A 12,880-nucleotide genomic window follows, 5' to 3' on the forward strand; every position below is an offset into this window, starting at 1 on the left:
CTCTCTCTCATCTTCCGCGCCCCGTCGGGGCGCGGGTCGGAGAACTGCGTCATGGATTTTGATTTCTCGGCTGTCCTGGACAGCTGGCAATATCTCGCTGGCGGGCTCGGGCTCACACTGCTTCTAAGTGCATTGACAGTGATACTGAGCCTGATCTGCGGAGTGGCTGTCGCGCTTGGGCGAATGTATGGCCCGAAATGGCTATCGATGCCCCTCGTCTTCTATATCGACTCCATGCGAGCCATTCCGGTTCTCGTGGTATTGGTCTGGATCTACTTCGCACTGCCGCTTCTGACCAACATCAACCTTCCGCCATTTTGGGCCGCGCTGGTTGCCCTGACATTCCACATTTCAGCGTTCGTTGCCGAAATCGTGCGTGCTGGCATTGGCTCCGTCCGCGCAGGCCAGACTCAGGCCGGCCTGGTCCTTGGCATGTCGGAAGCTCAGGTGATGCGCAAGATCATCTTGCCGCAGGCCCTGATCCGCATGCTGCCGTCGATCGGCTCGATCATTTCGATCACCATCAAGGATACGGCCATCGCCGCAGTGATCGCGGTACCGGAACTGATGAAGCGTACGGAAACCGTTTCTGGCCAGAGTTTCCGGCCGATGGAGGCATTCACCGTCGCGATGGTGGTCTACTTCCTGATCCTGTTTCCGGCCACGCGTCTCATCGACCTTTTCTACAAAAACATCGGCTATAGGGGACGCTCATGAACCTCGACTGGAGTGTCGTCTGGCAATATTCGGGTGCTCTTGCTCAAGGCGTTGGCATTACGCTCGCCCTGACGTTCTGCACCATGCTGATCGCCATCCCCGGCGGTGTCGTTCTGGCTCTGATGCGCCTGTCGAGCAATCGACTCGTCAGCAGCCTGAGTGCCTGCTTCGTGGAATTCTTTCGCAATGTCCCGCTGATCCTGCTCGTCTACTGGACCTTCTATGTCTTGCCGGTGTTCACCGACGTGTCGCTATCGCCCTTTGCAACAGGTCTGCTGGCGCTATCGCTGAACGTGTCCGCCTATAACTCGGAAACCTTCCGCGCCGGCATCAACTCGATCCGAAAGGGACAGACCGAGGCCGCTCTCGCGCTCGGCATGAGCCAGACGGAAGCGATGATAAAGATCGTGTTGCCTCAGGCCGCGCGGCGCGTATTGCCGGTTCTCGCCAGCACATGGGTATCGCTGTTCAAGGATACGTCGCTGGTTTCGGTCATCGCCGTCGGTGATCTTGCCCACACTGCCCTGGAAGTTCGCGCACAAACCTTCCGGGTTCTGGAAATGCTGACCGCAATGGCGGTGATCTACTGGCTGCTGGGGTATCCGCAAGCCAAGCTGGTCGACCGCATCTACAAGAAATGGGGAGTGAAGGAATGACTGCCATGGCCGCAGAACTCCAGAACCGCAAGAATGCCAATCAGACCCCGGTCGTTGAATATCGCGAAATCCGGAAGCTCTACGGCGAATTCGTCGCAATCGGATCGGTTTCGGCGCGCGTCAACAAGGGTGAAGTCGTCTGCCTGATCGGACCATCGGGTTCCGGCAAATCGACGCTTCTGCGCACGACCAATGCGCTCGAAGCGATCCAGGGCGGCGAAATCCTTATCGACGGCAAGCCTCTCCCGTCCAACAAGGCGGACATTCGTAAGGTCCGCCAGCAGATGGGCATGGTCTTCCAGAACTTCGAGCTATTCCCTCACAAGACCGTACTGGAGAACATCACCGTCGGCCCGCTTACCGTCTTGAAGGTCTCGGAAGAGGTCGCGCGCAAGCGCGCAGTTGCGTTGCTCGAAAAGGTCGGGCTCTCGGACAAGGCCGACAAATACCCGGCAAACCTCTCGGGTGGCCAGCAGCAGCGTGTGGCTATCGCCAGGGCTCTCGCGATGGAGCCGGAGGTCATGCTGTTTGACGAACCCACTTCAGCCCTCGACCCAGAGACCATCGGCGAGGTCTTGAACGTGATGAAGCGGCTCGCCGAAGAAGGCATGACGATGATCGTCGTCACGCATGAGATGACTTTCGCTCGCCGGGTTGCCGACTGGGTGGTCGTCTTCGACCGCGGCAGTATCGTCGAACAGGGGCCGCCTGCGCAGATTTTCGACAATCCGCAAGCCGAGCGCACACGCGACTTCCTCAGCCATCTCGGCTGGGACGGTTGAGTCATTGGCAATACGACCAGATATTTCAGACGCGGAGATTTTATAGATGAGACATACGTGGCGATGGTTCGGACCTGTCGACAAGGTTCGTGTCGAGGATGCTGCGCAGGCCGGCGCTCATGGTATTGTCAGCTCACTCCATCACCTTCCTACCGGCTCGGTCTGGGCCACCGAGGAAATCGAGAAGCGCAAGCAGCAGATTCTTGCCGGCGGACTGTCATGGGATATTGTCGAGAGCATTCCGATCTCGGAAGACATCAAGACAGGAACGGGAGACTACAAGGCTCATCTCGCCGCCTGGCAGGAAAACCTGCGGCGGCTGAAAGCCGCCGGCATCGAAACGATATGCTACAATTTCATGCCGGTTCTCGACTGGACGCGCACCGATCTACGCTGGACAACGGCGAACGGCGCGAAAACGATGCGTTTCGATCTCATCGATTTCATCGCCTTCGATCTCCATATCCTGCAGCGGCCGGACGCCGAAGCCGATTACCAGGCCGATCTTGTTGCTGAAGCGTCCGAACGTTTCAAGACAATGTCGCCAGCCGACATCCGCTCCATATCCAACAATGTCGGTGCAGGCTTGCCTGGGTCCACGGAAGTGTATTCGCTCGACGAATTGCGCGCCCATTTGCGCCGGTATGCCGGCATTGATGCGGCCGCGTTGCAGAACCGGCTGATCGATTTCCTTTCGGAAGTTGCTCCTGTTGCCGAAGAGCTTGGGATGCGGCTTTGTGCACACGGCGACGATCCTCCGTGGCCGCTGCTCGGCCTTCCACGGATCCTTTCCAAGCTCGAAGACTATGAAAAGGTCCTCGCCGCAGTTGATATGAAGGCCAACGGCGTCACCTTCTGCACCGGCTCGCTCGGTGCGCGTTCCGCCAACGACTTGCCGGCGATGATCCGCAAACTCGCCCCGCGCCTCCATTTCCTGCATCTGCGCAACGTAAAGCGGGAAGATGCCGGCACTCCCTGCTCGTTCTATGAAGACGAGCATCTGGAAGGTGATACCGATATGGTCGCCGTCGTCGCCGCGGTGCTTGAGGAAGAAAAACGTCGCAAGGCCGAAGGCCGTGCCGATAATCAGATCCCTATGCGTCCCGACCACGGCCAGGAAATCCTCGATGACCTGACGCGCGGTGCGCAGCCCGGTTACCCGGCGATCGGACGCCTGAAAGGCCTTGCGGAATTGCGCGGGATCGAGCGTGCGCTTTCGCATTCCTCGCATGGGATGAACTAGACATGCAGAAACTGTCAAAGAGCGCAGAACTTCCGGCAGGTGTTCAAGCGCCGACAATACAGCCTGCGAATTTCAAAGCGGGAATCCTGCATATTGGCGTCGGCGCGTTTCACCGTGCACATCAGGCGATCTACACCGAAGACGCCATGGCAAGTGAAGGGGGAAATTGGGGTATCATCGGCGTCAGTCTGCGGTCCCGCGATATCGTTGACGATCTCAGATCCCAGGATATGCTCTATTCGGTCACGACCCGCGACGCACAGGGTGACCATATACGCGTCGTTGGCTCGATCGTCGGCGCCCTCGCGGCCTCGGTCGAAGCAGAAGCTGTCCTGCGTCAACTTGCCGATCCCGAGATCCGCATCGTCAGCCTGACGGTCACGGAAAAGGCTTATGGCCTGGATCCGGCAAGCGGCGGTCTGGATCGGAACCATCCTGCAGTGGCACACGATCTGCAAAACCCTCACAATCCAACCGGCGCGATCGGCTTCCTCGTTGAAGGGCTTGCACGTCGTCGCTTGGCCGGTGATAGCCCCTACACGATCCTGTGCTGCGACAACCTTCCCTCTAACGGGGATGTCGTCAAAAAGCTCGTGCTGGATATGGCTCGGGAACGAGATCCGAGTCTTTCGGAATGGATCGAAAGCCGAGCGACATTTCCAAATACGATGGTCGACCGTATCGTCCCAGCCGCGGCACAGGATACCCGCGATCGGGCAGCCGGCCTGCTCGGTGTCGACGACACGCTGGCTCTGGAAACCGAAAGTTTCATCCAGTGGGTCATCGAAGACAACTTTGTATCGGGTCGCCCTGCCTGGGAAAAAGCCGGCGCGCTTTTCGTCGACGATGTCGCCCCCTACGAGAAGATGAAGCTTCGGCTTCTCAACGGCTCGCATTCCCTGATCGCCTATCTCGGGCAGCTTCACGGTCTTGACTATGTTCGTGATGTCATGGCTGTCGCCAAACACAGGGAACGTGTCCGCCAGCATATGCAAATCGCCGCAAAGACGCTTGACCCCGTGCCAGGGATTGGGATCGCAGTCTATATCGATGATCTCCTGAGCCGTTTCGCCAATCCCACGATTGCACACCGGACCGCGCAGATCGCCATGGACGGCACGCAAAAACTCCCACAACGGATATTCTCGCCGGCGGTTGACGCGCTGCAAGCTGGCGGCGATATCGGTGGCTTTGCATACGTCACCGCCTTATGGTTGGCATTTGTGCTTCGACAGGATCGCCTTGACGATCCCCGTTCCGCCGAACTTCTGCGAGCAGCACGTGCGTCGTGCGCGAGTGCGAACGTATCCGATCGCCTTCAACCGTTTATCGCGTTGCCGGGGCTCTTCCCGGCGGCCCTGGCGAACAGTCCGCTTTGGCGAAACACGCTCATCGAACAGATGAACGCGCTCGACGCTGAGCTGTAACCACAGCTCGATTGATCAATCGGATACAGCGTTGGCCGGTGCCCGATGCGAAAGGAATTGTCATGAAAAAGAGCATTCACTCCTATGCCTGGATCAAGGTCTGGACACCTGAAGCGGCCGCAGTAGTCGCCCCCAAGGCAGAGGCCAAGGGCTTCAACCATGTCGTCATCCCAATGCGTGACCATGCCACCATCCATCCCACCGATATTGCCCGAATTTTCGGTGGCCATGGCATTGCCCCGGTCGTAACCGCGACACAGCTTCCAGATGCCGATATTTCCAGTCTTGATCCCGACACCCGCAAGCGCGGGCTTGAGCGGCATCGTGCTTCGTTGAAGCTCGCCAGGGACATGGGCGCATACCATATGGGCGGCATCATTTACGGGCTTTTTGGAAAGGCTGAGGCCGCAGCAACCGACGAACACCGCAAGGTGGCGGCCGAGGCCTTGGCGGTTCTGGCCGAGGAAGCCAAGCCGATGGGCATCCGTCTGGCGATGGAAATCCTCAACCGTTATGAAACCAACATGTTCAACACGGTCGATGACGCCATCGCCTTCGTCAAGCTGAGCGGTTCCGACAATCTGTTCCTGCATCTCGACACGTTCCACATGAACATCGAGGAAACGGACATGCTTGCCGCGCTCAAGCGCGCGCTCCCCTATCTCGTCTATTTCGAAATGGACCAGAACGACCGTGGCCTTCTCGATCGCGGTGCGATCGATTTCAGCCCGATGCTGCAAATTCTAAAGGACAGCGGTTACCGCGAGATCATCGGCGCCGAGGCTTTCTCCAGCGCTGTCAGTGGCCCCGATGTCGCAAAAGGGGTTTCCTCCTGGCGCGCCCTGTTCACGGACGGCGATCAGGTGGCCGATAGCGCAAACGCGGTCCTCAAGTCCGTCTTCGGCGACTGACCATCTCTTTTGCTCTTCGCCAAAGCGCGCGGCCCTTGCGGACCGCACGTCTCGTCGCAGCTTCGGCCCCATCGGGCCTTGGTGAGATTCGCAAAATTTCGGCCGCTCGAATACGCAGTTGATCGCGAGGATTGGGCATGACGGAAAAGCAGACCAATTCCGAAGTTGCGCGATGTTTCGGCACGGGCGGGGACCGTTGCGCTGGAGTGGTATGACTGGAGCATCTATGGCCTGATGGCAGCCTTCATGGCGCGCATCCCCGAAGATCCGCTGGCGTCCGCTCTTTCCCGCATTGGCCGTCTTCGCGCTCGGTTTTATTGTTCGCCCGTTCTCCGACAAAGCGGATGCCTGTGGCAAGCGCCGGGCCAATCGACCTTAGATGACCATTGTCGACATGGCGGGCGGTTGGGACAGAAGATCGGTGAGCACCATCAGTCCACGTTTGAGTTCTTCGATGCTGGGTGGTGCGCCAAGCGCCAGCCGGACGGCTTCCGGTGCTGCCGTAACGGCAAATGCATCGCTGGTAACGATTCCGATCCCGACAGAGCGCAGTCTAGAAACAAGCTCGCCGCGGGTCCACGGCTCCGGAACCTTGAGCCATAGGTGGAAGCCGCCCGGCGCCAACTCGAATTCGAAGGGAAACGTCTCCACTACCGCTGCATGGCGCTTGACGTTCTCCTGGCAAATCGCTTCCCGCACGGCGTCTGCAACTCCGGTCTCGATCCAATGAGATGCCAAGGCACTGGTCAAGGGAGACACAATGGAGGCGGAAGCGCGAATAGCGTGCGTGATCCTCTGAGCCCGGCCTTCCGGGACGGCAACATATGCCACTCTGAGAGCGGGGGACAGACACTTCGAGAGGCTCGCGACGTGATATACGACCTCCGGTGCCAATGCCGCCAACGGCGAACACGATGAGGGCGCGAGCGCGCCGTAGGCGTCATCCTCGACGATCGGAACGCCGAACTTCCGCGCCACTTCAATAAGGGCCAGCCTCCGTTGCAGGGGCATTGTTCGCGTCGTCGGGTTGTGGAGCGTCGGCATGCAGTAAAGGGCCTTCGGTTTTGCCTTGCGGCATACACGCTCGAAGTCTTCTGGAACGAGCCCCTTAGCGTCCATAGCGACTGGAGCCAGCCTTAGGCGCAAGTGGGACGCGATCGAGCGAAGGCCGGGGTAGGTGAGTTCTTCCGCGCAGATGGTATCGCCGGGTTCGGCCAGGACGCTGAGGATTGCGTGCAGCGCTCCCTGAGCACCCGCAGCGATCAGGACGCGGGCGACGGATGCTTCCGGAAGCCGTCTAGACAGCCACGCGTTAGCTACTGCCCGATCGTCGATGGTGCCGCCAGGTTCCTGATATCGAAGCAGAAGATCCATCCCCTGCCCTTGGATTCCGCTCATGCCATCCCACATCCTGCGTTCCAGCAGGGGATCGGAAAAACGAGGAGGCAGGTTCATGCTCATGTCGACGACACCCGATGGTCCCGAGGGCGCCCGCTCGCCGCGCCGGAACTTCACGTACGTTCCCTGCCCTACTTTGCCTTCGATCAGTCCCCGGCTACGAGCCTCTGAATATGCTCGGCTCACGGTAGTAAAGTCGATGCCAAGATCTTCGGCCAATCGACGTTGCGTTGGCAGCCTTACCCCTTCCGCCAAACGTCCGGCAGCGATGTCCTCGGACAACGCGTCGGCGATGGAAAGGTAAATCGGCCCTTCGCGCGATCCGAGCCGAGGCTTCCAATAAGTCGCTGTCATCGGTTCAATCGCCCTCGTCCATGCAATCCATGAAAATGCACGTATTGTATGGATGATTGTGGATCTTGATGTCAACTCGGAAGAACACACTATCTCCCCACAGGCGCGATAAACCTGCGACAAAACGCACCTGGGCAGAATGATGGCAACATTGTATGTGTTGTTTCATCCATTCAATTTGTGAAGGTAATTGGTCATGACAAGCGACTGGGTAGATTGGTTCCCCTTGGTCTTCTTTCCACTGAAGATCATCGTGCTGGGCATAGGCATGTTCTATGCGATCAAGTGGCATAAGGATCAAGAGAAGACGAAATAGCGAATTCAGCGCACTAAGAGCGCGCGCCTCTCATAGTCCTTCGGGGGATCGAGCTGGCGACAACCACGTCGGCGGGGACACGGACATCGCCGCCCCCCACCGGTCGCGTCTAGTGGCCACTTGGCTCAGGCGATTGTGCAGACGCCATCGGCGCAGTCGCCATTCTTGCCGCTGGCCTTCAACAGAGCCGCCTCGAAGGTATCGACGGATTGGGCACCGCCTATGATTTCCCCCTCGATATCGAATAGCGGTACGCTGCGAATACCTTCCGCCTGCTGTGCCCATTGAGATGCTCGAATCTGATCCGTCCCGGCATCGCTGGCGAGAAAGGCTGCCACGCTTTCGCGCTCAAGGCCATTTTCCTCAGCTATGTCCGCTAAGATAGACGCGCAGCCGACGTCTCGGCCCTGTTCGAAATAGGCGGAGAAGACCGACTTGGCGACGGGAGTAGCCAAGCCATTTTCTTCCGCAAGCGCCATCAAGCGATGGGCAAGCAGAGTGCTGGGAGTCCGCTTGATCGAGGCGTAGTTGAAGGCGACTGCATCGTCCCTGGCCGCTGCGACGGTCTGAGCATCCAACTGCTGGCTCCGCTCCCAGCTGCCAAATTTGAGAGAACGATAGATTTTGCGGTCCATGCCTTCACCCGGCATCTCCGGGTTGAGTTCAAACGGCCGCCACTTCAGTTGAACGTTGACGCCTTCAGGGAGTCTGGTGATCGCCTGTTCAAGCCGCCGCTCGCCAATGAGGCACCAAGGGCAGATGAAGTCGGATGTGATTGTAACGGTCACTGTCATCGGAATGTCTCCATGTTTCATTGCCCATATTTGTTCCGCCATGGAGAAATGATAATGAGCGCTGGAGGGAGAGCTTCTTTGCGACGCGTGCAATGGTGAGGCATGGATAGGTTTACCGCATTGGCAAGTTTTGTGGCTGTGGTCGATCATGGCGGATTTGCTCCGGCCGCCCGCCGGCTCGGAGTGGCTCCGTCATCGCTGACACGACAATTGAACGCGCTGGAAGAGAGCCTTGGCACGCGGCTCATGAACCGCTCGACGCGGAGCGTAACCCTGACCGAGGCTGGGACACACTATTACGACGATGCCCGACGCATTCTCGAGGATCTCGACAATGCCGATCGCGCGATCAGTGAACTGTCTGGGTCGCCCAGCGGCCTCCTGAGTGTGACGATGCCAGTCGCATTTGGGCGACTACACATCGCACCTGCGATGCCGAGATTCCTCAAGCGGTTCCCGAACATGCGTCTTGATATTCAACTGACGGATTCGGTCGTGAATCTTGTAGACGAAAGGATTGACGTTGCAATTCGTCTCGGCCCACTCGCGTCTTCCAACCTGCTTGTCCGCAAGTTGGCTCCCCATCACCGCGTTATTTGTGCGAGCCCGGCTTACCTCAGCGAATACGGTGTCCCGGCGACACCACAGGATCTGAGACAGCACAATTGTCTGGTGTTCGATTATCTCACCGGTGACAGCTCCTGGACGCTGACCCGAAATGGGAAAATGGAGAAGGTTGCCGTATCCGGACGTCTGCGATCCACCGGATCAGAGTTCCTGCGAGAGGCCGCGATTGGAGGTGCTGGCTTGATCCTTATGCCCACCTGGCTTGTGGGCGAAGACATTGCGGCTGGAAGACTGGTGCAAGTCCTTGGAGAGTGGTCGCCAGCACCAAAAGGTGATCAAGGTACTATATCGGCGGTCTACCAGCAGAATCGCCGAGGATCGCCCAAGCTCGCCGCTTTCCTTGACTTCCTCGCAAGACATTTCGGAACGCCACCTTATTGGGACCGGATCGCAAAGCCTTGATCGGGTGCCACCGGCGCGATGAGCAACAGGGCACGATGGTGTTGCGATCACCGCAAAGGTGTTGCCGAAATTGGATCGATTATAAACAAAATCGCGTCAGGTATCATCGGCTCAAGGAAACGAGACGGAGATAACCGCCATGCAAGCATCGACCAACCAGCACAAACGTCGCGCCCTCATTATCGGTGGATCGCTAGGAGGCCTGTTTGCCGGAAATCTGCTGCGCAGCATAGGATGGAACGTCGACATTTATGAGCGGTCTGCTCGCGAACTCGACAGCAGGGGTGGCGGTATTGTCCTGCAACCCGACGTCGTTGAGGTTTTCCGCCGGATTGGCATCGATTCCGGGTTGATCGATCTCGGTGTGCGCTCTCGCAAGCGCACGGTGTTTCGGCCCGATGGGTCGATTCAATCCGAGCAGATAGCCCCCCAGACACAAACGTCCTGGTCACTAATCTACACCACACTGAAGTCCGCGTTCGGAGACGCTCACTATCATCAGGCAAAAGACCTGCGCCGCATCGAGCAGGATGCAGAAAAGAGAACTGTCACCGCATACTTCAGTGACGGGACGAGCGAAACCGGTGATCTTCTGGTCGCTGCGGACGGAGGAAACTCACGCGTGAGGGGACAGTACTGGCCGCAAGTCGTGCCGACCTATGCCGGATATCTTGCGTGGCGAGGCCTCGTTGCGGAAGATGACATGCCGCCGATCTCACGCGAAACACTTCACGGGGACTTCGGCTTCGCCAACAACACCGGATCGCACATCCTCGGCTACCTGGTGCCCGGCGAAAAGAACGATGTACGTGAGGGCCACCGGCTCTACAACTGGGTCTGGTATCGCGTCGCAGATAGCGAGCAACTGGCCGATATCATGACCGATCGAGACGGTCGCCAGCGAGGCTACTCGATACCCGAGGGCAGGCTCGCGGACAAGTGGGTTGCTCATATGCGAAGCGATGCCACCACGCTGCTGCCGCCTGGTTTTCGCGATGTCGTCCATGCCACGGAGCAGCCTTTTGCACAGGCAATCCGCGACTTGGCATCTGACGAAATGGTGAAGGGCCGAGTGATACTCGTTGGCGACGCTGCGGCGATCCCCCGTCCCCATACTGCCGCCAGCACCTCCAAGGCAGCGTCCAATGCATTGGATCTCGCGGACGCCCTACTGGCATTCCCGGACGACATCGACCTAGCCCTGGCCCGCTGGGAACCCAGGCAGATAGCGCTGGGAAAGGCCCTCTACCGACAGGGCGCGAACGCTGGAGACTATTTGCTGTTTCATCGACCGCCCTCCGCGTAAATCAGATGGCGGCAAACTATGCCGCCTGACGATCCTCCTTGAGGATGTCGCGCATGAGGCCGACATACGGGTGCCATGGGCGGCGGTCGGGCCCAGTGAAGACCAATGCACGGACTACTCGGGGGAATACTGGGACGAGAACAAGACCATCTGGCAACATGCTGGCGGTGAGCGAGGGTACGATTGCGACACCGAGACCCGCCGCCACCATGGAGAGGAGCGTGGATAGATCGCGGATACGCTGTGCAGGCTTGAACTCCAATCCCGCGAGACGGTGCATCTGCTCGATATGAACCTCGCAGCCCCCTGCCGAGGCGAGAATTGGATCGTCGAGCAGATCGTCCAGCGTAATTTCTTGCTCCCCAGCGAGAGGATGATCTGCTCGCAAAACGGCCTGGAAGCCGTCGGTTGCGATAGTGATGGCGCCGGGCGATGGCCTGTCCGGATCGATCAGGATCGCGGCATCGACCGAGCCAGTATCCAACCAATCCCTGATTTCGTCATCGAAGCCCTCGAACAGTTCGACGCGGATCTTCGGGGCATGTTCACGCCACGTGAGCATCATTTTCGGGAGGATGCTTCTCGCGGCAGTCGGAGGAATAGCCAACCGGACCGGAGGCGGTGTATCCGTGTCGCGATCAATTGCCATGGCGGCTTCCAAAGTACGAGCGGCGGCGATCACCGCGCGCGCATGTGACACCAATTCGTGGCCCAACGCAGTCATGGTCGCGGGGCTCGATCGACGCACCAACTCGCCACCCGACAATTTCTCCAATGAAGCCAGCGAATGCGACACCGAGGACTGGCCCATCCCCAGAGCCTCCGCAGCCGCGCTGAAACCTCTATGGTCGATGATGGCGACAAGCACCTCAAGCTGACGAAGTGTAAACTGCATCGAAACCGCTCATGCCTCTATTCGATCCATCGATTTGACTCATTATACTGGATCGATGAAATAGGGCCAACTGCAAACTTGACGGGCATCGCGGAGTGGCATTGGAACGAACGGTTTTCCATCTTGACGGGATAGCAGCGAGATTCGTCGCATTGGCCCTTCTGTGGGGAGCCAGCTTTCTTTTTATCAAGGTTGCCCTTGATGGCCTTTCGCCGGGCCAGATTATGATGGCCCGGCTTGTGCTCGGCGCAACCTTTCTCGCGGTCGTCATGAAGGTGACCAAGCGACGTTGGCCGCGCGAGCCGAGCGTAGTGTTGGCGCTCTTGCTGATCTCCGTCTTCGCTTGCGTGCTGCCGTTTCTTCTCTACGCATGGGCTGGACAGTTTCTGCCATCAGGCCTGTCGAGCATATACAATGCAACAGCCCCCCTTGCGACACTGCTCGTCTCGCTGCTGGTGATCCCCGAAGAAAAGTTGGTAGGCGGGCGGATCGGGGGCTTGGCTATTGGCGCGATCGGCGTGGTGGTTCTCGCCACACCGTGGAACGCTTTCACCGATGCGGGAGGCCATCTGGCACCGCTAGCGCATCTGGCCTGCCTGAGTGCAAACCTCTGCTATGGCGTCGCCTTCACGCTGAGCCGCAAGCTCCTTAAGTCTGGACGATACGATGCGACGACCATTGCAGCCGGCCAGATTGGAATCGCTGCCGTTCTCGGCCTGCTGCTTGCCCCGTTTGTCGGCGGCCTCGAGCCGGTAAGGCTGACCATCCCCATCATCGCGAGCATGGCTTTGCTTGGCTTTCTAGGTACGGGGATCGCGTACATCTGGCACACCGACATCATCGCAATGTGGGGTGCCGCTCCGGCCGCAACGGTCACCTACGCCGTACCGATGGTCGGTGTTGTTCTTGGAATCCTGCTCCTCGGAGAACGATTGCACTGGAACGAACCTCTCGGCGGCCTCCTGATCCTCGGCGGCCTGTTGATGACCCAAGGTCGCTTCACTGGGCGTTTGCGATCTTACAGAAACAATCCCCTATCAAAGGAGTAAAGC

At 58.7% G+C, this 12,880-nt stretch carries 12 protein-coding genes; 9 read left to right on the forward strand and 3 right to left on the reverse strand.

Annotated elements, in window-relative coordinates; translation table 11 throughout:
• Window positions 1-51: 51 nt before the first annotated feature.
• The 6 genes from J5286_RS08815 (at window position 52) to J5286_RS08840 (ending at window position 5,736) form a co-directional block, all read left to right on the forward strand.
• Window positions 52-717, forward strand: coding sequence for an amino acid ABC transporter permease (locus tag J5286_RS08815; RefSeq protein WP_209189989.1), 666 nt, complete (start codon window positions 52-54; stop codon window positions 715-717).
• On the forward strand, window positions 714-1,373 hold the full coding sequence (locus J5286_RS08820) for an amino acid ABC transporter permease (protein ID WP_209189990.1): 660 nt from the start codon (window positions 714-716) through the stop codon (window positions 1,371-1,373). Before J5286_RS08815 ends, J5286_RS08820 begins: the two co-directional genes overlap by 4 nt.
• A gap of 5 nt (window positions 1,374-1,378) precedes the next feature.
• The gene (locus tag J5286_RS08825) at window positions 1,379-2,155 is read left to right on the forward strand and encodes an amino acid ABC transporter ATP-binding protein (RefSeq protein WP_209189991.1); all 777 of its coding nucleotides are present in this window, start codon (window positions 1,379-1,381) and stop codon (window positions 2,153-2,155) included.
• Window positions 2,156-2,201: 46 nt separating this feature from the next.
• The gene (gene uxuA, locus J5286_RS08830; RefSeq protein WP_209189992.1) at window positions 2,202-3,398 is read left to right on the forward strand and encodes a mannonate dehydratase; all 1,197 of its coding nucleotides are present in this window, start codon (window positions 2,202-2,204) and stop codon (window positions 3,396-3,398) included.
• 2 nt (window positions 3,399-3,400) lie between these two features.
• Complete coding sequence (locus J5286_RS08835; protein WP_209189993.1) at window positions 3,401-4,825, forward strand: mannitol dehydrogenase family protein; 1,425 nt, start codon at window positions 3,401-3,403, stop codon at window positions 4,823-4,825.
• Between the two features lie 62 nt (window positions 4,826-4,887).
• Window positions 4,888-5,736 carry a sugar phosphate isomerase/epimerase family protein gene (locus J5286_RS08840; RefSeq protein WP_209189994.1) on the forward strand — a complete coding sequence of 283 codons (849 nt, stop codon included), beginning with the start codon at window positions 4,888-4,890 and terminating at the stop codon, window positions 5,734-5,736.
• A gap of 375 nt (window positions 5,737-6,111) precedes the next feature.
• Here J5286_RS08840 and J5286_RS08845 read toward each other — a convergent pair whose 3' ends face one another.
• The gene (locus J5286_RS08845; RefSeq protein ID WP_209189995.1) at window positions 6,112-7,488 is read right to left on the reverse strand and encodes an aminotransferase-like domain-containing protein; all 1,377 of its coding nucleotides are present in this window, start codon (window positions 7,486-7,488) and stop codon (window positions 6,112-6,114) included.
• A gap of 441 nt (window positions 7,489-7,929) precedes the next feature.
• Complete coding sequence (locus J5286_RS08850; RefSeq protein WP_209215340.1) at window positions 7,930-8,640, reverse strand: DsbA family oxidoreductase; 711 nt, start codon at window positions 8,638-8,640, stop codon at window positions 7,930-7,932.
• A 60-nt stretch (window positions 8,641-8,700) separates the two neighbouring features.
• Here J5286_RS08850 and J5286_RS08855 point away from each other — a divergent pair, with 60 nt between their 5' ends.
• On the forward strand, window positions 8,701-9,627 hold the full coding sequence (locus tag J5286_RS08855; RefSeq protein WP_209189997.1) for a LysR family transcriptional regulator: 927 nt from the start codon (window positions 8,701-8,703) through the stop codon (window positions 9,625-9,627).
• A 139-nt stretch (window positions 9,628-9,766) separates the two neighbouring features.
• Window positions 9,767-10,933, forward strand: coding sequence for an FAD binding domain-containing protein (locus J5286_RS08860; protein ID WP_209189998.1), 1,167 nt, complete (start codon window positions 9,767-9,769; stop codon window positions 10,931-10,933).
• A 16-nt stretch (window positions 10,934-10,949) separates the two neighbouring features.
• On the opposite strand, the gene J5286_RS08865 is transcribed toward J5286_RS08860, so the two are convergent.
• The gene (locus J5286_RS08865) at window positions 10,950-11,828 is read right to left on the reverse strand and encodes a LysR family transcriptional regulator (RefSeq protein ID WP_209189999.1); all 879 of its coding nucleotides are present in this window, start codon (window positions 11,826-11,828) and stop codon (window positions 10,950-10,952) included.
• 101 nt (window positions 11,829-11,929) lie between these two features.
• Here J5286_RS08865 and J5286_RS08870 point away from each other — a divergent pair, with 101 nt between their 5' ends.
• Window positions 11,930-12,877: a DMT family transporter gene (locus J5286_RS08870; RefSeq protein WP_209190000.1), complete on the forward strand. Its 948-nt coding sequence runs from the start codon at window positions 11,930-11,932 to the stop codon at window positions 12,875-12,877.
• Window positions 12,878-12,880: the final 3 nt, after the last annotated feature.

It is taken from the genome of Rhizobium sp. 16-488-2b, from assembly GCF_017741815.1.
In the GTDB taxonomy this organism is placed as follows: domain Bacteria; phylum Pseudomonadota; class Alphaproteobacteria; order Rhizobiales; family Rhizobiaceae; genus Rhizobium.